A 24,075-nucleotide genomic window follows, 5' to 3' on the forward strand; every position below is an offset into this window, starting at 1 on the left:
ATCCGCCCCTACTTTTACAATATTAATCGTGTATTTTAACCTTTGTCAGCAGTCTAAAACGGGATCAAATGATCCCGTTATTTGTTATTCACCTTTTGCTGCCAATCCTGTTTCTGCTCAATCCTGTTTCTGCTCAATAGCAGTTCTAATTATTTATGTTATAATCACACAAATTTTGTCATTTTAATTTTTCTTTCGGTTGTTATTTATGAAATTATTGAAAATTGTCGCCACTTCATTTGTTTTGCTGTTCGGCAATTCGGTATTTGCTAACTGGCTGCCGGTCGGAACGGTTGACTACACTTGGGGACCGTTTCATATCTATACCATCACGCTATACAGTGAAAACGGGCAATATCAACCTAACCAACGTCCGCTGATGCTGACTCTGAATTATGCCAAGCCGGTGGAAGGCAAAAATTTTGCTATTACGCTAAAAAAAGAGCTGAGCAATATCGCACCGCAAATTCCGGCGGAAACCCAAGATTTGTGGGCTAAAAAATTAGAGCAAACCTTGCCGGACTTTCAACCAAAAGATTTATTAAATTACATTGCTTTAGACGATACCGGCTATTTTGTCTTGAATGATACGGTACTCGAACCTAAATTCGGCAGTGAATTTAACCAAGCTTTCTTAGACATTTGGCTCTCACCGCAAAGCAGTTTCAAACGGCTGCAAAGCAAATTATTGGGTGAAAATAAAACTGAACAGCCGAGCGACTACCCGACGCCACCGCGCCAATTGGAAACCGCTCCGGTAGAAAACGAAAGCAAAGATCCGCAACCTTTACCGCACACACCCGGACTGAGCGGTAGCCAAAGTGTGGAAGCCAGTTGATTTGACACGGTTATAGATGGAGTACCTGTGATGACGTTATCCAAATCCTTTTGGGCACTAACTGTTAAATCCTTAGCACTATGTATATTTGGCGCACAAGCTTACGCCGATCAAACTGCACCCACTCAAAATAGTGTGCCGGCACCAGCGCCAATTACGTCAGTAGAAAACACGACGATACCGCCAGTTGTCATAACCGAGCAAAATAATGAAAATCAATATGCCACTCAAATTAATGTAGAATTAATTATCTTCCAGCGGCTCTTTGAACAGGACAGCTTAAACCAAAAATTTCCTGAATTAACTTCTGCCATCCCACTCGAGGATGTGCTACTACCGTCAGCAGAGCTGCCGCAAGCCCGAACTTTAGCCCCAGATCAGATGCAACTCAATGAAATTTTTACAAAATTTCAGCAGCATGGCGCTTATATTCCTTTTTACCACCAGGCTTGGTCTCAGCCGTTGCTGCAACAGAGCAACAGTTTTCCGCTTCGAATCCAATCTGATCCTTCCACGGTTCCAGCCATTGACGGGCGATTGTTAATTTGGCAAGACGATAAAATTGAGCTCAACTTCAACCTAGCATTTAGTTATGATTCACTGAGCGGAAACGCTCAGCAAGCCTTTGCTAATCTAGCACAAAGTGCGGTTTCGACCGTGCCGGATATTGATGCAGTCAAAGAGGATTCGGCCAACGTCGAAACCCAACAAACCGCTCAACGACATACTATTCAGTATCAAAGCCAAAGCAGCTATACCGATAACCAAATGATGTATTTTGATCACCCTTTATTCGGGATTCTGGTATTGATCAACAGCGCTGACGGAAAACCGTTAAAAGGCGTTAATAGTGAAAATAACAATGAACTGCAATAACCGCCATAAGTGCGGTTAACATTCAGATCTAACCCATTGTCGGATATTCAGCAATTGTCACCGGAAGATTGAGTAATTGTCCAAGTCTTTCAACTTGTACTTCAACCACTGTTCCCGGACGGGTATCAGAAATAATTTGCAGTAGATCGGTCGGTGAATTCACCGCTTTACCGTTAAAACGCACAATCAAATCGCCTTGTAAAATACCGGCTTGATATGCCGGACCGTTTGGTGCAACCGCTGTGACCAACACGCCACGTTGATTTAAGCCCAATTGATCTTCATTATTGTAAAAAATCTGGCTTTCCACCCCAAAATAACCACGGATCACACGCCCATCTTGAATAATTTTTTTCAATACATCATTGACGATATTAATCGGAATCGCAAAACTCAGTCCTTCAGCAATTTCACTGCTGTCTTTGCCAATGCTTAACGTGTTAATTCCGATCAGCTCTCCGGCGGTATTAATCAATGCCCCCCCGGAATTGCCGCGATTGATCGAAGCGTCAGTTTGAATAAAGTTTTGACGTCCGATCTCCCCCAGCGCGCTACGTCCGGTGGCACTGATAATGCCCTGGCTGACGCTCTGTCCCAAGTTATACGGATTACCGATTGCCAAAGCTACATCACCAACCGAGACCCGTCGCTGTTTATTTTGCGGAATCGTCGGCAGATTTTCCGCTTGAATCTTCAATACCGCCAAATCCGTTAAACTGTCAGACCCGACCAGCCCGGCTTGATAAATCTGCCCGTTTTGCAACGCCACCACAATTTGATCGGCGTTACTGATCACATGGCGATTGGTGAGAATGTAGCCGTCAGCACGCATAATCACACCAGAACCGAGATTATTGACCCGTACTTCATTATTGCTCAAACCATTATCACTCAAACCACGGTCAAGACTGCTGGCTTGCAACGATTGATTATACACATTGACCACAGCCGGAGAGGCGATTCGCACCGCACTGGCATAGGAGACAACCTGCAAATCATCATTTTGCCGCGAAAATAAATTGCGGTTACCTTGAAGCAGAGGAAGCAGCGCCAAAACAACTGCGGCCGTACACAGCCCGATCAACGCCGATTGCAATAACTTTTTCAGCATTTTTCCTCCGTTAAATGTTTGGGACGATAGATCAGCTTAATATCTTCGCCAATCACTTCATGGCTGATCAACTGCCACTGTGGTGCATCAGCAAGATGGTGTAAATCCGGCATATGGCACAGTCCTCTGGCTTGATCGCCAAGCAGTTTCGGCGCGATATACACAATCAATTCATCAACTAAACCCGCACTGATTAACGACCCGGCTAGATTGGAACCGGCTTCAATCCATAAAATATTAATTTGTCGCTGCGCTAATTCGCCCATTAAGGCCGAGAGCTGGTGCTGCTGTGGATCCAGATAAATCGCCTCGACAAAATCAGGAAATGCGCTGAGATCACGCGGTTTATGTTCTGCCCCGACCAGCCAGACCGCACTTTCTACGCCGAACAGCTTATGATAAGGACGAATCCGGTGTTTTGAATCCATGATCACACGCACAGGTTGCCGAATTGCCGATTCAGGATAAACTTGCTGCACCGCTGGCGGCAATTGCTGCCAACGCACATTCAACAACGGATCGTCCACCAACACTGTGCCGCTCGCCGATAAAATCGCGCCGGCGCAAGCACGGTAATCCTGTACCTCGGCTCTCGCCTGTTCGCCGGTAATCCATTTGCTTTCGCCACTGGCTGTCGCTGTTTTGCCGTCAATTGTCATTGCCATTTTTAACTGCACAAACGGACGACCACAGCGCATTCGTTTCAAAAAGCCTTTATTCAGTTCTTCCGCCTGCTCTGCCAGCAACCCAATCACAACCTCGATCCCTGCCTGTTGCAGCAACTCAATGCCCTTTCCTGCCACCAACGGATTAGGATCGCGCATGGCGATCACCACTTTTTTGATACCGTTTTCGATAATTTTCAAAGCACAAGGGGGGGTTTTTCCGAAGTGCGCGCAAGGCTCCAGCGTGACATATAAGGTTGCCCCAACCGCACTTTCAGTACAAGCGTTAAAAGCATTGACTTCTGCATGGCCTTCTCCGGCACATTGATGATAGCCTTCGCCAATCACATTGCCGTCTTTTACGATCACACAACCAACCATCGGATTAGGCGCCGTGGTCCAACGACCGCGCGCTGCCAGCTCCATAGCCCGTTGCATAAATTGTTGATCTTCATTCGAAAAATAGACGGTCATCACGTTTCCTTATTTTTGGTTTCATTGGTTAATTTTTCAATTTCATCGCCAAATTGTTTAATGTCGTCAAAACTCAAATATACCGAAGCAAAACGGATATAAGCCACTTTATCCAGTTTTTTCAGCGCTTCCATCACCAAAGTACCGACCAACTTGCTCGGCACTTCGCGCTCGCCGCTGGCTTGCAGTTGATGAATAATATGGGTGAGCGCTTTCTCGACATCATCCGCACTGACCGGGCGTTTTTCCAATGCCCGCATCATGCCGGAACGCAGTTTTTTCTCATCGAACGGCACACGGTTATCATTGCTTTTAATAATTTTCGGCGTCACCAATTCCGCTGTTTCAAAGGTGGTGAAGCGCTCACGGCATTGCAAACACTCACGGCGACGACGCACTTGATAGCCATCTGCCACCAAACGAGAATCGATCACCTTGGTATCCAAGGCAGAACAAAAAGGACAGTGCATAAAAACTCCTTTTATTTTTATTAATTATAACGTCGTTTTCTGGTGAGGATCACATCGACGATACAGCCGATACGTTCGCCCCCAAATAAAGCCACTGAAAAACCCGTTAATTAGCGCATAGCTCAATAAAAAGCTCATGTTATTCGTCCATGTTGGGTTAATGGCCAAGGCTGACGTCAGTATGAATTTCACCATAAACACTGACAAGGCAAAAATCAACGTAAAATATGATCCGGCTAAAAAAATTCTATGTTGTGCCGTGCGCACAATATACTGCTTCGGTATAACCTTGCACCACCAAGCAAAACCCAAAATAAAGCCAAGCAGTAACAAGGGAAAAAACAGCTTAAAAGCACCGGAAAACGTCACCGCACTACCGACAAGCAGCCAAATAGAAAACGCTATCGGCAAGATAAATAATCTGCTGATCGGCATTTCACGATCTTGACTCGCTAACCAGCCGATCACAAGCAAAAAGATCAATAATCCCCAAACCCAAATCGGCACATGCTGAACAAATGTTAACATAATTTTTCCTTTTATTCTCAGTATAGGGTCTATTGGTGTTTGTTTATATTTTGAGCGCTCTGCGATTTTGCTTTTTTATAAGCGCTGCGTTTGCTGTTCGATGGTGGCGAAACCTGACGCAACAACCGCAACGATTGGAAATCGTACTGATTCAACATCTGCGGCAAAGTGACCAGCAACTGCTGCATAAACTGCTGATAACTGGCCTGTTTACGACTGATACCGTCTAGCTGCGATTCCCAGTGAGCGGTCATATCAGGCAACGTTGCACTTTCCGGCAGGGCTTGGATTAAAATCCGTCCGGCTTCGGTGCTGGTGATACTGCGTCCTTTTTTGATGATAAACCCACGCTTGAACAGCAGCTCAATAATTCCGGCGCGGGTGGCTTCCGTGCCTAAGCCGTCCGTTTCACGCAAAATTTTCTTCAACTCTTTATCTTGTACAAAACGTGCAATACCGGTCATCGCCGATAATAACGTCGCATCATTAAACGGCTTCGGTGGCTGGGTCTTTTTGCTGACAATTTCGCCTTTTTCACACCAGAGTTGCTGCCCTTTTTTCACTTTCGGTAAGGCAGCCTGCTGATTTTCATCTTGGTCTTCTTTACCAAGCAGCTGCTTCCAGCCAGCAGTTTGCAAGCCTCGTGCCTGCGCCAAAAACTGTCCGCCGGCAATTTCCAAACCAATCTTGGTTTTACGGTATTCTGCATCAGGACAAAACTGAAACAGGTATTGTCGGGCAATCAAGTCATAAATTTGCTGCTCATTCACTGACAAATGAATTTGCCTACGATTCGCTGTCGGAATAATGGCATGGTGCGCTTCGACTTTTTTATCATTCCAACAGCGGTTTTTCTGCGATAAATCCACAATCTCCGGCAAGGTTTGATAAAGCTGGCTGTGCTGGGAAATCGCTGCGCTAACCGCACTTCGATCGGCAAAATGCTCTTCCGGCAGATAACGGCTGTCGGAACGTGGATAGGTAATCAATTTATGCACTTCATACAGTCGCTGGCAAGTATCCAGCACCTGTTGTGCCGAGAGTCCATAACGCTTACCCGCATCAATTTGCAAGGCAGAAAGCGAATATGGCAGAGGGGCAGTCTCTTTTTCTTGGCTGTCGCTATACTGTTTGACAATTGCCGGCTGCCCACTGATCCGCTTTGCCACATTTTCGGCCAATGCTTGCGACAACACCCGTCCATTTTCGTCTTGATAATCCTCACAGGCTTTGCTCGGCTGCCAAAGTGCGGTGAAGGTCTGTGGCGGTTGCTCATCGGTTTGAACATGCGCCAACACTTCGTAAAAATCTTTCGGCTGGAAATTTTCAATCTCCAGATCACGCCGCACAATCAGCCCCAACACCGGTGTTTGCACTCGCCCGACCGACAGCACCCCGTTATAACCGGCTTGTCTGCCACGAATGGTATAAGCCCTGGTCATGTTAATGCCATAGAGCCAATCCGCTCTGGCACGCGCCAAGGCCGATGTTGCCAGTGGAATAAAATCGCGGTTGAACTGCAATTTTTGAATCGCTTTGCTGACCGCACTGGGGTTGAGATCGCTGATTAAGCAGCGCTGAATTTGGCTACGTTTTTGCTCGCTCAACCCGGCATAATTAAATACTTCATCCACCAGCAATTGCCCTTCGCGATCAGGGTCGCCGGCATTAATCAATTGATCGGCTTGTTTAATCAGATTGAGCACCACCTTCAGCTGTTTGGCCGTGCTTTGTTTTGGGTTGAGTTGCCATTGCTGCGGAATAATTGGCAGATGCTCTAAACGCCACTGTTTGAAATTCGGATCGTAAGCCTCCGGCTCCGCTTGTTCGAGCAAGTGCCCGATACACCAAGTGACATAATCCTGCTCACCACACTGGATAAAACCATCGCCTTTGCGATGTGGCTGTGGCAATACATCAGCAATGGCTCGCCCAAGACTGGGTTTTTCAGCTATAAACAATCGCATAAAACTACCATACCGTTGTCTATCAAAATTCAATCAATATGCGATCTTACCGCACTTACCGCCTTAAGTCACAACCGAATCGTGTATTTTGTCAGGCAACGGCTTTACCTATAGGCAATGCTATTCACCCTAGACTATTTGCGATAGAATCAAAACGCCCACTCTATTCAATGTCAAAGGCTTATTATGGATACTACCCTACTACAAAAAAATGCTAAATCCTATGATGATTTTCCTTATGTTTCTCACCCTTTTGCTAAATCTTTTCCTCCGCTGCATCAGGCTATTGGTCAACTATTTGGCTTAAATCCTCCTGATTTAACTCAAGCTAGGATACTTGAGCTGGGTTGCGCCAGCGGTGGAAATATTATCCCGATAACCTTTTTCTATCCGGAAGTTGAAGTCGTCGGTGTAGATTTATCTCAAGTTCAAATAGCGCAAGGCCTGCAAATTGTTGAACAGATGGGGTTGCAACAACGTGTAAAATTACATCATCTTAGCATCACTGATATTCCAGAATCTTTTGGGTTATTTGACTATATCATCTGTCATGGTGTTTACAGCTGGGTGCCTGATTTTGTGCAAAGCGGTATTTTCGATGTCATCAGAAAACACCTAAAAAGCGATGGTATTGCCTATATCAGCTACAATGTTTATCCCGGCTGGAAATCGTTAGAAATTGCCCGTGATGCGATGCTATTCCACACACGAGACATCCAGGATCCCGTTGCAAAAGTTGAGCACGCTAAGGCCATGATTGGGTATATGCACGAAAAAGCGCCTGAAAATACGATGTTCAAGCGCATTATGCAAAATGTTGACGGCTTGGTACAACGTTCTGCCCCCTATTATTTGGCTCATGAATTCTTGGAAATTCACAACTCCCCGCTTTATTTCAGCGAAATGGTCAATAAAGCAGAATCACATCAACTGGCTTATTTAAATGATGCCGAAATTTCCAGCTCTTTTCCGGAAAATTGGGGCGTTGAAATTCATCGTGATCTGCTTAATGCCAGCCATAACCAACAGGTGGTGCTAGAGCAATATCTTGATTACCTCAATAATCGCCAATTCCGTCAATCATTGTTTATTCCGCAAACAACCAGCAATCGGTTGCAACGGCATATTAGCGCCGAAACCGTACAATCTTGCCATTTTTCTATTTCAATCAAACAAGAACAGTCGCCTCGCCCGGATGCGCCTGACTATACTTATTTTATCTTTAACCATAATGCTAACCAATTTTATCGCACACAAAATATAGCCGAGCTTGAAGCATTAACCGTTCTTTGCCGTTTCGATAACTGTTTTTTCAATATTAAAGAATATCAACAAGCACTTAACGAGACAGCGCAACAGCATTATAGTCTGGAATTCATCACCCATTTACTGCTGCGGCTAATTATTTCTGGGCTATTACATATCAGCGGCACGCCACCGATTACCAATCGGCCGATCAATTATATTAGCGAACGCCCAATGATATCGGACTTTAATCGCCGCTATTTTTCTTTACGCAATTATATCGTGAATGCGCGCAACGAGATGTTATCGCTTGATTTAATTCAATCTATTTTATTGCCGCATCTAGACGGGCAACAGACGCTGGAAAACTTACATGCTATTTTGCTACGCCATCACCAAGAGGGCAAAATTAAATTTAACCGCAACACTGCGGATAATGGCACAGCCGATGAAATTACCGATCTGGCAGACGTGCAGAAACTCACAACTGAGTTTCTGAATAATGCGCTGCAAAATTGGTGTAATAGCGGAGTATTGGTCGGCTAATGGCGTAGAGTGAAATAAATCAGGGCATGTTTTATCACGCCCTGATTTATATATTTGCGTTTTTAGGAAGATAACTTTATTTTTTCTCTTCTGGCAGCTTATATAAACGGTTTTTATAACTATAACTGCCCCATAACGCATACGCCAATGCCTCTTTTGCCAATTGCGGATTTAAATCGTTCGCCGTCAATTGCTGCGTTTTGGCATCATACTTAAACCCTTTTGCTTCAATATTCGGCTGCAAAATTGTCACCGTATCCCCTTTCATATAAGCCAAATTCTTATCAAATTGCATCAAAGCTCGGTTCGGATCTACCGCTTGCGTCAAATCATAACCCCACATTGGGTTCTCGCCGCTAATCCCTGCCAACGACAACAACGTGGTCGGCATATCAATTTGACTGACTAAACGGTTATCGCGCCGCGGTTCAATTCCCTCACCCAAAATTAAACCCGGAATGTGGAAATTCTGAATCGGCACCAGTGCTGCACCTGCGGCACGGGAATCATGATCCGCCACCACTAAAAAGATCGTATCCTGCCAATAATCCGACTTTTTCGCCATCTCAAAGAAATAGCCTAACGCAAAATCAGCATATTTAGCAGCGTTATTGCGGGTCTGTTTCGGCTGTTCATAGAGTTCAATTTTATTGTCCGGAAATTCAAACGGATCGTGATTGCTCGACGTAAACACCAAGCTGAAAAACGGTTGATCATTTTTGTTCCATTCAGTGAATTTTTCGTTAGCCTTATCAAACAAATCTTCATCACTCATGCCCCAAGTGGCAACAAATTTTGGATTTTTGTAATCCGCCTGATCAACGATGGTCTGAAAACCATTGCCGTAGAAAAAGCTTGCCATATTATCGAAATGCTTTTCACCGCCGTAAATAAACGAGGTGTGATAACCTTGGCGTTTCAACAATTCAGCGATACTGAAAAATCCGTTTTGGCTGCCGGGCAGTTTGACCACCGCTCTTGCCGGGGTCGGGGTAAAACCGGTGGTGATCGCCTCAATCCCGCGTACCGAGCGAGTGCCGGTAGCATATAAATTTTCAAATAACCAACCTTGTTGTGCCAATTGGTCAAACTGCGGTGACAATGGCTTGCCGCCTAAACTACCAATAAACTGTGCGCCCAAGCTCTCCTCTAAAATAATCACAATATTTTTCGGTTTGCCTTGATAACTGGCTTGGTTAAACGTTAGCGTCGGAATTTCCGGATTAAGATAGTCGCTCTCCGCTCTGCCACGTAAGGTTTTCAAGGTTTGCAGTACTTCTGCAAACGGCATTTTGCCGTAAGTTTCCGAGGAATTATCTTCATCTTTCATCTGCTGCAAGGCAAACAGCACCGAATAGCCGGAATTCAACACCAGCGAATTGACCAGTCCGTCAGAGGAGAACGCCACCATTGAGGGGTTAATACCGCGATGTTGCAAACTAGAGCGTGCGCCAACAAACACTAACGCTGCCACAAGCAGCGCAATAAACGGGCGAAAACGCCAGCGGAAATAGCTTAAATCGGTGGTCACCTGTTTTGCCAAACGCCAATACAACCAGGTGACCGCAAGCGACAAAATCGGTACCAACACCAACGACAGCAAATGCCCGTTCGCCAACATGGTGAACACTTCTTTCGGATTAACCAGATATTCGATAAACAGGCGGTTCGGGCGGAAATCGTAGGTAGCGATAAAATCCGGGGTTGAGGCTTCCATAAACAGGATAAATACACTGCCTGCAGTCAGCACGACACGCAACAGCCACACATAGGTGCGTCCCACTTTATTATCTGAAACCAGCAGTACACTAAGCAGTGCAAAAATACCGAACAGCCAACACAGTGCCACAATATCAATCCGGATACCTTGCAGCAGCAATTCCGCCCAGCCGTCAACCGCACTGACCCGCTCGCGCTGCCAAATTGCCAACCCAATACGGCTTAAAGAGAGCACTAATAAATTAATCAAAGTAAAACAAATTACCGGATATAACGATCCCAAGTATTTTTTCAAATTCGACATTATTCAACCTGTTATAGGGTCTGTGTTGTGGTTAGAGTTTATAAAAACAAAAAAGTTCTTCGTTTTTTTAGTCATCGGCTTTTCTGACCCGAACCGCACTTTTGCCTTCGGCAATGCCTTGCAGATAACGCCACGGTAAGTTGCCCTCAATTTTACCGTTTTTCACCACCGTTTGGTAATGACAAATGGTGGTGCGTTCACGATAATTAAAGCTCCCGTCTTGGTTGATAAGCGGATCAATTTCACTTTCAAGTGTCCAAACCACCACGGTTTTATCCGGGAAATTCACCGGTGCACTAAAATGCGGGCAGCCTTCATTATAACCGATGGTCAATTTATTCAACCCATGTGGATTGGGGCTGGGGAGATCCGCTGCGCCCATAAAACCAAATAACGAGTCATGCTGCAACATCTGATCACGTGCAACCGGCCAAATATAACTTCTCAAGAAATATTGATCAGCAAAGCGCGAATCCATTTTTTCTTTTTTCATATAATCCTGAATCAACATCAACATCGACGGTAAAACGCCAGCAACAGCGCCCCATAAACCAGCCAACATCAATTCGGTATGCGAACCACTGTCACGGATCATATGAAATGCCTTGTCACTGTTTTGCCACGCCTCAACGGCTTCCGCTTCACGCTGTGAAATCACCGAATCCGCATCACGGAAAATCACCCGCTCGACGTCATCATCATCTAATGCCAAGAAACGCCACATCGTAGCCGGTAGTTTTTTCTGTTCAGTGCTGACATACACAATTTCAACCGCATCATAATGGGTCAAACGCTGTACCACTGCTTGCGGTACGCTATCATCAATATAAAAACGGCAGATCCAATCCGGGTAAATTCTCGCTCGCAACTCGGCATTCATCACCGCCGGTTCGCAATAAATTGGCGAACCACCATATAACGAAAAAGCAATGATCTTTTTATGACCGCACTTTTGCCCGCTCGACAACGTATTCAACTCAAATTTTTTATCACAAAAACGTCTATCACGGATTTCCAATGCGGCTTTACCGTAAATCTTCACCAAATCAAACTTGCCAATTTCACTACAGGCGTGCGACAGCGCATCATAGGCATTTAAATTTTGACTATCCAATCTTAGTGCTTGCCCTGCCGCATCAATTGCCTTTTGCCAATCCGCCAACTTGACATAACAAGTAGATAAATTGCTCCACTTTTCTGCCGACGGTGCAAGACCAAGCAGTTGCTGTTGCAGTGTGATGGCAAGTGCATACTGTCCTTTTGCATAAGCGGTGAAAAACTTCTGCTCTAATTCGCGCAACAACCGTTGCTGTTTATGCTGTTTTGCGCTTTGAAAACGGATGTTTTTTTTCATGATTTACTCCAACTTCTGCAAAAAGGCTCTGCCGCCCAACGCATTCATCTGTTGCATAATCCATTGTTGTTTACGCAGCACTGCACCAGACGGTTTGTCTACTCGATATAAAATCGGATTCGGCAGCACTGCCGCCAACAATGCTGCTTCATTGGCATTCAAGCGTGCCGCTGATTTGTTGAAATAGTGCTGCGCCGCCGCTTCAACACCAAAAATCCCCTCGCCAAATTCGGCGATATTCAGATAGACCTGCAAAATCCGCCGTTTATCCCATAGCAGCTCCAACATCAAGGTGGTCGGCACTTCAATCCCTTTGCGTAGCCAGCTCTGTCCATGCCATAAATACAGGTTTTTGGCGGTCTGCTGTGAAATGGTTGAAGCACCACGGGTGCGATTCGAGCGGGCATTATGATCCAATGCCGATTGAATTGCCGCAAAATCCAAACCGAAATGTTGATCAAAACGCTGATCTTCAGCGGCAATCACCGCCAGCTGCATCTGCCAACTGATGTTATCCAGTGCGACCCAGTCGTAATGTAGTTCATAACCGAAATCGGCGCTGAACCAATGCCCCAGTTTTTGTTGCAGCATATAGGCGGAAAACGGAATCGGCACAACACGGAAAAGTGCGGTCAGCAACACCACCACGGCTAGTCCGCGTCCAAGCCATTTGCATAAAAAACGGGCACGTTTGCGTAACCAACCGCACTTTCTGCCTGAAAAAAATGTTTTAGTGCGAAAATATTTTGCCATCAATGCCTGAGTAACCATTGCAAAAACTCATCCGGCATGGTTTTCAGCATATTCGAACCGCGCGTGATGGTGGCAGCACTGGTATTTAATTTCTGCTGAATGTCCCGTTGTGACAGATTCTTGCTCAATAGTTCATGAATAATATTGACCCGCAGCCCAAAAGCATCACGCTCGTCAGCGGTCAATAGCAGGGTCAGCAACTGCTCCTCCCTGCCATCAGCAAACGCCTGACGCAGCAATTCAATAAACTCACTCCACTGCTGTTGTTTACTTTTTGAAGCAATATTCGACTGATCTTTTTGCATATTTTTTAGCATATTTTTTAGCATAGACACACTCTTTCTGCTGTTTGTACTGTCACACTAGTATAATCGATCGGCTTCTATTTTGGCGAATTTTATTCGTTTGTTGCCGGCGAGCATTTGATAATAATAATCAAAGGTCAACACATTCTGTACATAACCACGTGTTTCGTAAAACGGAATCGTGGCAATAAACTCTGCCATGCTCAAGCGCCCGCCGGCACGATTCAGCCAACGATCGACCCGACTGCTGCCAGCATTATAAGCCGCAGCAATAAAAATACGGTTGTTGCCAAAGCGATCTGCCAGCTCTTGCAAATGCTGCGTGCCCAACATGATGTTATCGAATGTATCAAACAGTTGCCGTTCATTATTATATGGCAAACCAAACTTATCCGCCGTCGCTTTTGCGGTACTCGGCAACAACTGCATTAAGCCACGTGCATTGGCATGAGATTGTGCATTCGGATCCCAAGCACTCTCTTGGCGCGCGATCGCCAGCGCAAAACTCGAGCTGATCGATTTGCCTTGCAAATTCAATTCAAACCATAACGGATAGGCAAACGGTAGCCGTTGCGTCAAATAGTCCCAGGCTTTGGCTTGAATGGTCGCCTGCACGCCGAATTCATACCATTGCTTGCGATTGGCATACTCCGCCAACGCAATTTGTGTCATTTTTTGTTGCTGCGCCAATAACTGCGACCAGCTTTGTTTGGCTTGAGAATATTGCCCCACAGCAAGCCACTCCTCAATGCGCTCCAACTCTGCCGCCAATGGTTGCAGCCCCATTTCAGCTTGTGCTTGATCCAGCAAGGCAAAGTACGGTTGGTAATCTAGATTCAATTGCTCAGCCGCTAGCATCGGATAAAAACCACGCTCTTGCGCCAGTTGTTGCCACTGTTGTCGAGCCTGGGTTTTGCGACCTTTTTTATCATCATCAAATGCTTGCCAAAACCGCCACTCTTGTTGCGATCTTGCCTCGTTTGACAACAAATTCAGCCAGCTGGATAAATCCTGCTGTGCCAAAATCGCCAAGCGAATGCGGCGCTCGGTCAAGTTGTCTTGCTTTAATTGCTGCAACTGCTGATCACGCCAGCGCTGAAGCTGCGGATTGTCGGAGTCAAACAGTTTGCTGATCAAGGCACTGCGCCAAGCAATAGTTTGTTCAGCATTTAAACCGAAGCGCTGACTCCATTCGGCATATGGTGCAAACGGATCGGCAGCGGATATTTCACTTTCGTTCAGTTGATTGACATAGCGTGGGAAAGTTTGCTGAATAATCTCGGCATTGTTGGCATCAACAGCTGCCGTTTGTACAAACAAAGTTAATGCTTGTGGATTGGTACGCAACTCGACTAAATTCTCTAGCCAAGCGGTCAAAACCACATCATCACTTTGGTTACGCAGATGCCGCAGCACGCCATCACTACCCTGCGCAAATGCCAACAATGCCCGCTGGCGAACCAACTCATCGGTCTGTTGCCCTGCAGCTTGCCACAGACTAAAAAGATCATCACATGCCGCCGGCAGCGAAGCGCCATTTAACCATATTTGACTGACCGGCTGCCAGTCCATTGCCGCAAGTGCGGTTTGCCGTGCTTGTCCTTGACCAGTTTCCACTTGACGGGCTTGTGCGGCAAAATAGATACAGCGCGATATTCGATCCTGCGGCGGTGTCGCACTGAATTGCAAAATGCCCTGCCAATCCTGCCGCTGTTGTAAGGTTTGGTACCAAGTGCGGTCTAGATTTTTTTCCGCCGCCAATGTGGGATATTGTTGTGCAAATTGCGTGATTTTTTGTGCCGAAAGCTGTGATGTATCACGAATTAAGCGTTGATATTGTAGATCAGGCAGCAGTGGATAGCCTTCCAAACGGGCAATCAGTCGATCTACCACAGCAAACTGATTGTTTGCCGCAGATAACGGTAGCAGCGCTTCGGCTTTTTGGTAAATCTCACGTTGTTGCTCCCTCGTTAAGGGCGTCGATGGTTCGGCTAAAACCGGTGCCTGTAGCAACATCCCGCCAAACAAGCCGCAAATTATACCGATGTTCCGCTTCATACTTTCTCCGATAATGACAATAAAAAACACCTTGCAGATTTCGGCATACGCCAAAACAACACAAGGTGTTAGACTGCCACAGACATTAAAAATTCGCTAAGTTCAACTTTTTAGCAAGAAAAACTATTTTGCTAAACACTGTGAAAAACTGTCCGCCAGCGATTGCAAATAGTCGCTATAAGCGGTTTTACTTAATGCGATTTTTTCGCCCATCGGGTCGATTACGCCCAATCTTATCCCTGTCTTTTTATGCAGTGTTTCCAACAAACGCGGGGTAAATTGTGGCTCAGCAAATAGGCATTGTGCTTTGTGAGCATCAATATCCGCTTTGATTTCATTCAGTTTTTTCGCGCCCGGCGCTACTGTCGGGTTGATGGTAAACGAACCTAAACGGTTTAAGCCGTATTGGCGTTCAAAATAGCCGTACGCATCATGGAAAACATAGTAACCCTTGCTTTTAATCGGATCCAACTGTTTTCTCAACTGCTGCTGTTTTGTGCTGATTCCTTGTTTGAATTCTGCTAAATTTTGTTGGATCAAATCGGTTTTCGCCGGATAATTTTGGCTTAGACGAGCTGCGATTTGTTCAGCAATTTTTTCACTGATATCACTTGAAAACCAAACATGCCAATCGGTTTGTAGTCCACCATGCTCGTGATCGTGCCCATCTGCGTGGTCATGATCATGATCGTGTTCATCCTGCTGCCCCGGCGGGCCATCATGATCATGATCGTGGGCGTGATCATGATCATGACCGTGATGGTCGTGTCCATGATCATCGCCATCCGCATGTACATGCAGCGCTTCCCCCAACAGCTGTTGAATGCCGTCCATTTTCTCAATTTGCAGCACTTTCTTAGGTTCTAAACGACTGATGCTTTTACTGAGAAATGTTTCCAGATCCTGCCCGACCCAAACCACCAGTTCGGCTTGTTGCAGCCGCTGCAAATCTGACGGGCGCATATTATAGTCGTGCGGTGAAGCCCCTGTCGGCAACAATACCGAGGTTGGGGTGACACCGTCTGCCACCGCAGCGGCAATAAATCCGAGCGGTTTAACCGTTGTGACAATCTCTGCCTGGGCAGTGTAGGCAATAGTTGTGAGGAGCACGCCTGCCAATGATTTATTTATTATTTTCATGCTTTTTCCTTGTTAAGATGAGGGATTATCCCTATTAATTGGCTGGTTGGCTTAACAGCTTTTCCAGCACTCTGGCAACGGCAAAAAAACCAAAAGTCGCCGTCACCATGGTTGCCGCACCGAATCCGTTGGCACAATTCATACTCGCGGACAGTTGGCAATCACCTTCCATTTTCGGGAAGATAAGTGGTTGGGTCGAAAAAACGGTATCGACCCCAAATTTTCGTTTTGGATTCTGACTAAAATGGTACTGTTTGCGCAGTAACGACCGCACTTTTGCCGCCAGCGGGTCTTGAATGGTACGGCTTAAATCGGCGATCTGAATTTGGGTCGGATCAGTTTGCCCGCCGGCGCCCCCCGTGCTGATCACCCGAATTTTATTGCGTTTGCAATAGGCGATCAGCGCTGCTTTGACTTTGACACTGTCAATCGCATCAATCACATAATCGAAATCAGTGCGAATGTAATCAGCCATATTATCCAGTGATAAAAAATCATCGATCACCGTCACTTGGCATTGCGGGTTAATTTGCTCAATCCGCTGTTGCATAACCTCAGTTTTCAATTGTCCAATATTATCGCTCAGCGCAGGCAACTGACGGTTTACATTGGTGACACAAATATCGTCCATATCGATCAAGGTAATCTTACCGATACCACTACGCGCCAACGCTTCCACCGCCCATGAACCAACGCCACCGATGCCCACCACACAAACATGTGCTGCCGCCAATACCGACAACGCTTGTGGTCCGTACAATCGCCCGATGCCGCCAAAACGGCGCTGGTAGTTATCCATTCGTTCCATATTTTATTTCAATAACCAAACACGCCCATAGTGCTTCATCAAGCCGGCTCGATGTCCGGCATCGTCACCGATACCTTGATAGAGATCGAAATGCTGACCTTTAACCGCGCCACCCACATCCAATGCCACCATCAGGCGCAATTGGTGTTGCCCAGTCCAGTTACCTTTATTATCGATCAACGGTTCTTCCACCAGTAACACGCTGCCGGATGGGATCACACTGCGATCGGACGCCAACGACGCCAACGGTACTAACGGAATGCCTGCCGATCCCCGCACTTTGCCGTTGGGATCATTTTTAAAGAAGACATAAGACGGATTCTGCTCCAGCAACCCCTGCAAACGTGACGGATTGCGGTTCGCCCAGTCACGAATTGCTTGAATCGACATTTTCTCTTTTTCAATTTCGCCCTGTTCAACCAACAAACGCCCGATTGCCTGATATTTAAAACCATTTTGTCCGGCATAAGCGAAATAGTTCAGCGTACCGTTGCCAAAATCCACATAGCCACTGCCCTGCACACCGAGTAAGAAGTTGTCCAACATCGAATCACTGTATGCCAGTTCCATTCCTTTGCCGTTTAACGCACCGGCATAAATTTGCGCACGGCTATACCGCTTATCTGTCGGCAAGGCATGAATCGGATGCTGATATTTGCCTTGCGGAGTTCTACGCGCATGGATAACCGGTGAAAAATAACCCGTCATCAGCACATTTTGATAACCATCTTCCCCACGCATCTGCTGCAAATTAACACCATATTGGCTAAGCTGTTCAACATTTGCCCCCGACAACACCCAGCCGACCACCTTATTGTAAGTCGAGGCATAATTATTTGCCATGCGTGGCGAGGTGTTTTCAATAATCGACAATTGGGTTAAAAAATCCCCTTGATTGACCACGTTACCGCTGTTGGCAACAGCTGAAACCGGCACCAGATTTTGTGCCGGGCTAATATAACTACGACCTTGATACACCGCGCCCATTTTTTGATGCAGGCTGCGTTCATCCTGCTGAGTATTGCTTGGCGTAGAGCCACATGCGGATAAAAATAAAATTGCCGAAGCAATCAACCCGAATTGAATCTTAGATTTGATCATGGATCCTGCTCTTCCTGTATATGATGACTAAAATTTGGCTAAATTTAACTAAAGAGCAGTACATTAACAAAAAAGGGGGGGAAAATATAGAGGCGATCCCCTCTCTTTCTAGCGACCTTTCGTTATAATGGGCAATAATCTGATAGACAATACGCAATTTGATGTTTATTTCGACACTTAAAAAAATTTCTGAAAAATCCACTTGTATTATGATAAAAAAAGCGTATATTACGCCTCCTACAGACGCGGGGTGGAGCAGCTTGGTAGCTCGTCGGGCTCATAACCCGAAGGTCGTTGGTTCAAATCCAGCCCCCGCAACCAGATTTTAAAAAAGCATCTCATCACGAGATGCTTTTTTGCGTTTGAATCCTGTACAATTTACATGGTTATTTGATTAAACCTCAGGACGGTTACTACAAATAAACTCGCCTTGCTCCCCTTGCCATTCAATTTCGGCAATCGTGCCGGTACTGAACCCAACCTGCTGCGGCGATTCGCAAAGTGCGGTCACCAAATCTTCCACAAACGGCAAATGGGAAACAATCAACACATTTTTTACCCCATCGCGACATAAATTGGATAAATAATCTACCGCCATGGTGCTGTTGCCATAAGGCGTTACCGCCTCCCAGGTTTCAATTTCCGACGGCATATTGGTTGCCGTGCTTGCCGCCAAATGCTCATAGGTTTGCAAAGCACGGTTATACGGACTGACAATCACCCGATCAATATGGTTGGCGGCTTCAGTCAACCATTCTCCCTGCTCTTTCGCTTGCTGTATCCCATGAGCGGTCAAATTTCTGTCCGCATCGATTTTTGCCATAGTTTCAGCTTCACCGTGGCGCATAATAAAAATTCGCATATAACCCCCTTCGTATTTTAATAAATCGTTTTAATCAAATTTTATGCTACTAAGATAACCGTTTGTAATGGCAAACAAAACAAAAATTTCCAGTTTGTGATCTCGATCTAAATTTAATTTGAGCGTATAATAACGCCAATTTTATCACTGATAGCAAGCTTTCTATCAAAAACACGTAATATTTAATCAACAACTAATACTTTAGAGGTATGTTCATGTCTAGAAGACTGAGAAGAACGAAAATTGTTTGTACTATGGGCCCATCAACCGACCGTGATAACAACCTGGAAAAAATTATAGCGGCTGGTGCCAATGTCGTTCGTATGAACTTTTCTCATGGTACTCCGGATGATCATATCGGCCGTGCCAACCGCGTGCGTGAAATTGCAAAAAAATTAGGCAAACAAGTCGCAATTTTAGGTGACCTGCAAGGGCCTAAAATTCGCGTTTCTACATTTAAAGACGGCAAAATTTTGTTAAATATCGGTGACAAATTCGTACTGGACGCCGATTTACCGAAAGGTGAAGGCAATCAAAACGGTGTAGGTCTAGACTATAAAGAATTACCAAAAGATGTCGTGCCTGGCGATATTCTGTTATTAGACGACGGTCGTGTGCAATTGAAAGTGTTGTCTACCGAAGGCAACAAAGTATTCACCGAAGTCACTGTCGGTGGCCCGTTGTCAAACAACAAAGGGATCAACAAATTAGGTGGTGGTTTATCCGCTGACGCTTTAACACCAAAAGATAAAGCTGATATTATCACAGCGGCAAAAATTGGCGTAGATTATCTGGCAGTCTCTTTTCCACGCAACGGTGCAGATTTGCATTATGCGCGCCAATTGGCAACTGAAGCCGGCTTAAACGCTAAAATCGTCGCGAAAGTTGAGCGTGCCGAAGCCGTTGCCAGCGATGAAGCCATGGACGATGTGATCCTTGCTTCCGATGTGATCATGGTTGCCCGTGGTGACTTAGGGGTTGAAATCGGCGATCCTGAATTGGTCGGCGTACAGAAAAAATTGATCCGCCGTTCACGCCGATTAAACCGTGTTGTGATCACCGCCACTCAAATGATGGAATCGATGATCAGCAATCCGATGCCGACCCGTGCCGAAGTGATGGACGTAGCGAATGCGGTGCTGGACGGAACTGACGCAGTAATGTTGTCTGCTGAAACTGCAGCCGGTCAATACCCCGCTGAAACCGTTGCCTCAATGGCAAAAGTGTGTCTGGGTGCAGAAAAAATGCCAAGCATCAATGTTTCCCGCCACCGTATGGATGCGGTATTTAACAACATTGAAGAGTCTGTAGCGATGTCTGCAATGTATGCCGCCAACCACCTACAAGGCGTCAGTGCCATTATCGCGATGACCAGCTCTGGCCGTACCGCACTTTTAATGTCGCGTGTCAGCTCCGGCTTGCCGATCTTTGCGCTTTCCCGTAATCAACAAGCGTTGAATTTAGCAGCGTTATACCGTGGCGTCACCCCGGTTTATTGTGAGGAAGCCAGCCGTACTGTAGAAGGCGCAAAAAATGCGATTGAACTGCTGAAAGATAAAGGCTATTTAGTTTCTGGTGATTTGGTATTGTTAACACAGGGTGACGAGCTTGCCGAAGGCGGCACTAACACTTGCCGTACTTTAGTGGTTGAATAATCACAAAATAATCAAATTACGATTTTGATGATACTGACAAAACCTCTCGCCTAACACGAGAGGTTTTTTGTTTACTAAACCTTTATTTCGTCAGCATGAGGATATATCAATGATAAAAAGACTTTGTAGGTTATGTTGTGGGTTATGCTTCAGCCTACTGCTTGTTTCTCCTGTTTTAGCTGCCAACATAGACGGTAAACAGTTGGTTAACGATGCCAGAAAACAGATTGGTGTCACCTTGTTTTATGATTCCGGCTATCAACGTTTAGCCTATCCGATGGGCGATATTGCCCAATACAAAGGTGTTTGCACCGATGTGGTGATCCGTGCCTTGCGCCATCAAAACCGAGATTTACAACAACTGGTGCACGAAGACATGAAAAAAGCCTGGAACAAATACCCTAAAATCTGGGGGCTGAAATCGACTGACCGCAATATCGACCACCGCCGTGTGCCAAATCTGGAAACCTTTTTTAACCGCCACGCCAAAGTGCGGTCACTCACTGAGATCGAGGATTTTATTGCCGGCGATATCGTCACTTGGCGTTTGCCAAATAATGCGCCACATATTGGCATCGTGTCCGACAAAAAGAACCGCAGCGGTGTTCCACTGGTGATTCACAATATTGGTTTTGGTACGCAGGAAGAAGATGTGTTGCTGAAATATAACATGATTGGGCATTATCGTTATTGAAGCTAATAGAGCGGAGTAAAATCCGCCCTATTGCTAATCAATTTTCAATTTAGTCACTGTTTAGCGACGATAAAACCGCACCATGGTACATTGTTTGGCACTTTGATATTTTGGAACGTTGTAATTTCTGGTAGGCAGCAAGCAATTTTTGGTGTGCGCCAAACGTTGCCAACGACTCATCGCCTGCAATTAAATCGTAGAACGGATTGCCACCGTTGATCGCTGCCCAGCAGATTGCAACCGCACTTTCACCGTATAAACGGTTAAAGACCACACGATATTGTGCCGGATCGCGCTTGTCATCTAAATACAGTTGCAGTGACTGAATCAAACAACGGTAGTAATTATTACGCTCATCACTAAACACCGAAGCGGTGGTTTCCATTGTCCAGTTCGCCCAATCCAGCGCATTTTCCCAATCGCCACAGGCAAGATAGAGCATCGATTTCAGCTCGCCGATCCGCAACGTTTGCCAACCGGATTTTGGTGGCGCTACAATGCCGATAAATTCACGCACACGGGTAAAATCATCAATACCTTGTTCGTCCAACTGCTCCAACAGTTCCAGATAAGTTTCCTTATCATGGTGAAAGTGCGGTAGATCAAGCAAAATCTCACGCCACTCCATGCCCATATTATTGTTGGCGTAGATCAGATCATCCACCGGATAAATATCCGACATTCCCGGCACAATAATCCGACAGGCATAAACGTCCAAATGGTTGTAATCCATGATATACACCTCTTGCTGTTCGGCATTGAAAATAGCCATCAAATTGGCAAATTCCTGCTCGGTGCTGCCGGAAAAATCCCAATCGACAAAGGCATAATCACTCTGCTGTTTAAACAGATCCCATGAAATTAAACCGCTAGAATCAATGAAGTGCGTTTCCAAATTGGCATGTTCAGCCACATCCGCATTATCAAACGATGGCGGCATAAACACATCCAAATCTTTCAAGCTCCGTCCTTGCAATAGCTCGGTGACGGTGCGCTCTAAGGCAACTTTGAAATTCGGGTGTGCGCCAAACGAGGCAAAGCAGGTACCATTGTTTGGGTTCAGCAAAATCACCGCAATCACCGGATATTGTCCGCCCAGCGAAGCGTCATAAGCTAAAATTGGAAAGCCTTGTTTTTCAAGACTTTCAATTGCCTCTTGAATATGCGGATAGCGCGCTATCACCTCCCCTGGAATTTCCGGCAGACTGATGGCTTCGCTGATAATCTTGTTTTTCACATAGCGTTCAAACACTTCCGACAAGCCTTGCACCCGTGCCTCATTTTCACTGTTGCCGGCAGACATGCCATTGGAAACATATAAATTGGCAATAATCGCTTGCGGAATATACACTGTTTGCAGATCACGTTGGCGAATATACGGCATCGCCACAATGCCACGTGCCGCATTGCCCGATTGTAAATCCACCAACTGAAGTGCGGTCAGCTCTTGTTGTGGATTGTAATATTGATGCAGATAATCATCTAATATCCCAACAGGCAGTTCGTTTTCGTCCACGATCGGAAACCATTTTTCTGTCGGATAATGCACAAACTCCCCTTCGGCAATCTCACTACCCAGAAAAAAATCAGCAAAAAAATAGTTGGTGGAAAGGCGCTCAAAATATTCGCCCAATGCTGATGCCAGCGCTGCTTTTTTGCTGGCGCCTTTGCCGTTGGTGAAACATTGCGGACAATCCGTATCGCGGATATGTACCGACCACACATTCGGCACCGGATTCAACCAAGAGGTTTCTTCAATGTTGAAGCCCAATTGTTGCAATTTGCTTTGAAAGCGCTGGATGCTGTCTTCCAGTGCAGCATCTTTACCGGTGATATAGGTTTGTTGCGTCATGCTGATCTCTTGTGTTATTAGCTAAAAAATAGAATTGAGCGGCATAATAGGCAAGAACCGCACTTTCAGCAAGAAACATTTGTGATCAAAGCTGATTTTTTATAACAAAAGCATTGAAATAAATTAAAAAAAAATTATCCTATCTAGCGTGGCTGGTAACGCAGATCGCAGGGCAAATCCTACGATTTTTTAATTATTTTAAACGAAGGAGAGTAAACCATGGCACAAGGTTGGTATGAATTAAAAGTGGCAAAAGATGGACAATTTATGTTCAACTTAAAAGCAGCAAACAGTCAAGTCATTTTGACCAGTGAACTGTATAAAACCCGAGCAGCTGCGGAAAATGGCATTGCTTCGGTGCAAAAAAACGGTGCAGATCCAGCCGCCTATGAAATCCGGGTGGCGAAAAACGATAAGCCGTATTTCATTTTGAAAGCCAAAAATCATCAAGAAATCGGTCGCAGTCAATATTACAGCTCAGAAGCCATCGCCAAAAAAGGCATTGCTTCAGTCAGCCGTAACGCCGCAACTAGCGTGATCAAAGATAAAACTACGGAATAATCAAAGTCTTACTGCTCAAAGTGCGGTTTTTAATAGTACTATGTAGCAGTTACAGGCATAGTAGACAAAATGGTTGTTTGAATAAATTCCACTATAATCCTCGTGGCAGTTAATTCACGAGGATTTTTTATTTATGGCAAAAGCTAGGGTCTGTTGATCTTTGTTTATATTTTGAGTTGTCGTTTAAAA

At 45.5% G+C, this 24,075-nt stretch carries 21 protein-coding genes and 1 tRNA gene; 7 read left to right on the forward strand and 15 right to left on the reverse strand.

Annotation, left to right across the window (positions count from 1 at the left end; all coding sequences use genetic code 11):
* The first annotated feature begins 208 nt into the window (after positions 1 to 208).
* Positions 209 to 838, forward strand: coding sequence for a chalcone isomerase family protein (locus FHQ30_RS06695; protein ID WP_139615122.1), 630 nt, complete (start codon positions 209 to 211; stop codon positions 836 to 838).
* A 30-nt stretch (positions 839 to 868) separates the two neighbouring features.
* Positions 869 to 1,714: a CsiV family protein gene (locus FHQ30_RS06700; RefSeq protein WP_139611526.1), complete on the forward strand. Its 846-nt coding sequence runs from the start codon at positions 869 to 871 to the stop codon at positions 1,712 to 1,714.
* Between the two features lie 28 nt (positions 1,715 to 1,742).
* On the opposite strand, the gene degS is transcribed toward FHQ30_RS06700, so the two are convergent.
* From degS to FHQ30_RS06725, 5 genes are read right to left on the reverse strand one after another with little or no spacing between them, the layout of a single operon-like run.
* Positions 1,743 to 2,825, reverse strand: coding sequence for an outer membrane-stress sensor serine endopeptidase DegS (degS, locus tag FHQ30_RS06705; RefSeq protein WP_139611527.1), 1,083 nt, complete (start codon positions 2,823 to 2,825; stop codon positions 1,743 to 1,745).
* Positions 2,819 to 3,964: a bifunctional diaminohydroxyphosphoribosylaminopyrimidine deaminase/5-amino-6-(5-phosphoribosylamino)uracil reductase RibD gene (ribD, locus tag FHQ30_RS06710; protein ID WP_139611528.1), complete on the reverse strand. Its 1,146-nt coding sequence runs from the start codon at positions 3,962 to 3,964 to the stop codon at positions 2,819 to 2,821. Before ribD ends, degS begins: the two co-directional genes overlap by 7 nt.
* A complete protein-coding gene (nrdR, locus tag FHQ30_RS06715; protein WP_139611529.1) occupies positions 3,964 to 4,434 on the reverse strand; it encodes a transcriptional regulator NrdR in 471 nt (156 codons plus the stop codon). The genes ribD and nrdR overlap by 1 nt, the downstream gene beginning before the upstream one ends.
* A gap of 24 nt (positions 4,435 to 4,458) precedes the next feature.
* Positions 4,459 to 4,962 (reverse strand): DUF6622 family protein, encoded by a 504-nt coding sequence (locus tag FHQ30_RS06720; RefSeq protein ID WP_139611530.1) that lies wholly within the window; start codon positions 4,960 to 4,962, stop codon positions 4,459 to 4,461.
* A gap of 29 nt (positions 4,963 to 4,991) precedes the next feature.
* Complete coding sequence (locus FHQ30_RS06725; RefSeq protein ID WP_139611531.1) at positions 4,992 to 6,929, reverse strand: DNA topoisomerase III; 1,938 nt, start codon at positions 6,927 to 6,929, stop codon at positions 4,992 to 4,994.
* Positions 6,930 to 7,115: 186 nt separating this feature from the next.
* On the opposite strand from FHQ30_RS06725, the gene FHQ30_RS06730 reads away from it, so the two are divergent.
* Positions 7,116 to 8,720: a methyltransferase regulatory domain-containing protein gene (locus FHQ30_RS06730; protein WP_139611532.1), complete on the forward strand. Its 1,605-nt coding sequence runs from the start codon at positions 7,116 to 7,118 to the stop codon at positions 8,718 to 8,720.
* Positions 8,721 to 8,796: 76 nt separating this feature from the next.
* Here FHQ30_RS06730 and FHQ30_RS06735 read toward each other — a convergent pair whose 3' ends face one another.
* The 8 genes from FHQ30_RS06735 to mltA all read right to left on the reverse strand — a co-directional run bounded on the left by FHQ30_RS06735 (position 8,797) and on the right by mltA (position 18,262).
* A complete protein-coding gene (locus FHQ30_RS06735; protein ID WP_139611533.1) occupies positions 8,797 to 10,743 on the reverse strand; it encodes an LTA synthase family protein in 1,947 nt (648 codons plus the stop codon).
* A gap of 67 nt (positions 10,744 to 10,810) precedes the next feature.
* On the reverse strand, positions 10,811 to 12,097 hold the full coding sequence (locus tag FHQ30_RS06740) for a hypothetical protein (protein ID WP_139611534.1): 1,287 nt from the start codon (positions 12,095 to 12,097) through the stop codon (positions 10,811 to 10,813).
* Between the two features lie 3 nt (positions 12,098 to 12,100).
* Positions 12,101 to 12,850, reverse strand: coding sequence for a monofunctional biosynthetic peptidoglycan transglycosylase (mtgA, locus tag FHQ30_RS06745; RefSeq protein ID WP_139611535.1), 750 nt, complete (start codon positions 12,848 to 12,850; stop codon positions 12,101 to 12,103).
* The gene (gene trpR / locus FHQ30_RS06750) at positions 12,850 to 13,155 is read right to left on the reverse strand and encodes a trp operon repressor (RefSeq protein WP_139611547.1); all 306 of its coding nucleotides are present in this window, start codon (positions 13,153 to 13,155) and stop codon (positions 12,850 to 12,852) included. The genes mtgA and trpR overlap by 1 nt, the downstream gene beginning before the upstream one ends.
* A 57-nt stretch (positions 13,156 to 13,212) precedes the next feature.
* The gene (locus FHQ30_RS06755; protein ID WP_139611536.1) at positions 13,213 to 15,213 is read right to left on the reverse strand and encodes a transglycosylase SLT domain-containing protein; all 2,001 of its coding nucleotides are present in this window, start codon (positions 15,211 to 15,213) and stop codon (positions 13,213 to 13,215) included.
* Between the two features lie 123 nt (positions 15,214 to 15,336).
* The gene (gene znuA, locus FHQ30_RS06760; protein WP_442805682.1) at positions 15,337 to 16,347 is read right to left on the reverse strand and encodes a zinc ABC transporter substrate-binding protein ZnuA; all 1,011 of its coding nucleotides are present in this window, start codon (positions 16,345 to 16,347) and stop codon (positions 15,337 to 15,339) included.
* 40 nt (positions 16,348 to 16,387) lie between these two features.
* Positions 16,388 to 17,161, reverse strand: coding sequence for a tRNA cyclic N6-threonylcarbamoyladenosine(37) synthase TcdA (tcdA, locus tag FHQ30_RS06765; RefSeq protein WP_139611538.1), 774 nt, complete (start codon positions 17,159 to 17,161; stop codon positions 16,388 to 16,390).
* 3 nt (positions 17,162 to 17,164) lie between these two features.
* Entirely contained in the window at positions 17,165 to 18,262 is a 1,098-nt protein-coding gene (gene mltA / locus FHQ30_RS06770; protein ID WP_139611539.1) for a murein transglycosylase A, read from the reverse strand.
* Between the two features lie 244 nt (positions 18,263 to 18,506).
* Between mltA and FHQ30_RS06775 the strand changes: the two genes are divergently transcribed.
* A tRNA-Met gene (locus FHQ30_RS06775) sits at positions 18,507 to 18,583 on the forward strand.
* A gap of 73 nt (positions 18,584 to 18,656) precedes the next feature.
* Here FHQ30_RS06775 and sixA read toward each other — a convergent pair.
* The gene (gene sixA / locus FHQ30_RS06780; protein ID WP_139611540.1) at positions 18,657 to 19,124 is read right to left on the reverse strand and encodes a phosphohistidine phosphatase SixA; all 468 of its coding nucleotides are present in this window, start codon (positions 19,122 to 19,124) and stop codon (positions 18,657 to 18,659) included.
* A 215-nt stretch (positions 19,125 to 19,339) separates the two neighbouring features.
* On the opposite strand from sixA, the gene pyk reads away from it, so the two are divergent.
* The gene (gene pyk, locus FHQ30_RS06785; protein WP_139611541.1) at positions 19,340 to 20,779 is read left to right on the forward strand and encodes a pyruvate kinase; all 1,440 of its coding nucleotides are present in this window, start codon (positions 19,340 to 19,342) and stop codon (positions 20,777 to 20,779) included.
* A gap of 109 nt (positions 20,780 to 20,888) precedes the next feature.
* The gene (locus tag FHQ30_RS06790) at positions 20,889 to 21,473 is read left to right on the forward strand and encodes a DUF1287 domain-containing protein (protein WP_139611542.1); all 585 of its coding nucleotides are present in this window, start codon (positions 20,889 to 20,891) and stop codon (positions 21,471 to 21,473) included.
* A gap of 49 nt (positions 21,474 to 21,522) precedes the next feature.
* Here FHQ30_RS06790 and ycaO read toward each other — a convergent pair whose 3' ends face one another.
* A complete protein-coding gene (ycaO, locus tag FHQ30_RS06795; RefSeq protein ID WP_139611543.1) occupies positions 21,523 to 23,325 on the reverse strand; it encodes a 30S ribosomal protein S12 methylthiotransferase accessory factor YcaO in 1,803 nt (600 codons plus the stop codon).
* Between the two features lie 219 nt (positions 23,326 to 23,544).
* Here ycaO and FHQ30_RS06800 point away from each other — a divergent pair, with 219 nt between their 5' ends.
* Positions 23,545 to 23,886, forward strand: coding sequence for a YegP family protein (locus FHQ30_RS06800; RefSeq protein WP_139611544.1), 342 nt, complete (start codon positions 23,545 to 23,547; stop codon positions 23,884 to 23,886).
* Positions 23,887 to 24,075: the final 189 nt, after the last annotated feature.

The organism is Testudinibacter sp. 'clade 2' (assembly GCF_006227735.1).
In the GTDB taxonomy this organism is placed as follows: Bacteria; Pseudomonadota; Gammaproteobacteria; order Enterobacterales; family Pasteurellaceae; genus Chelonobacter.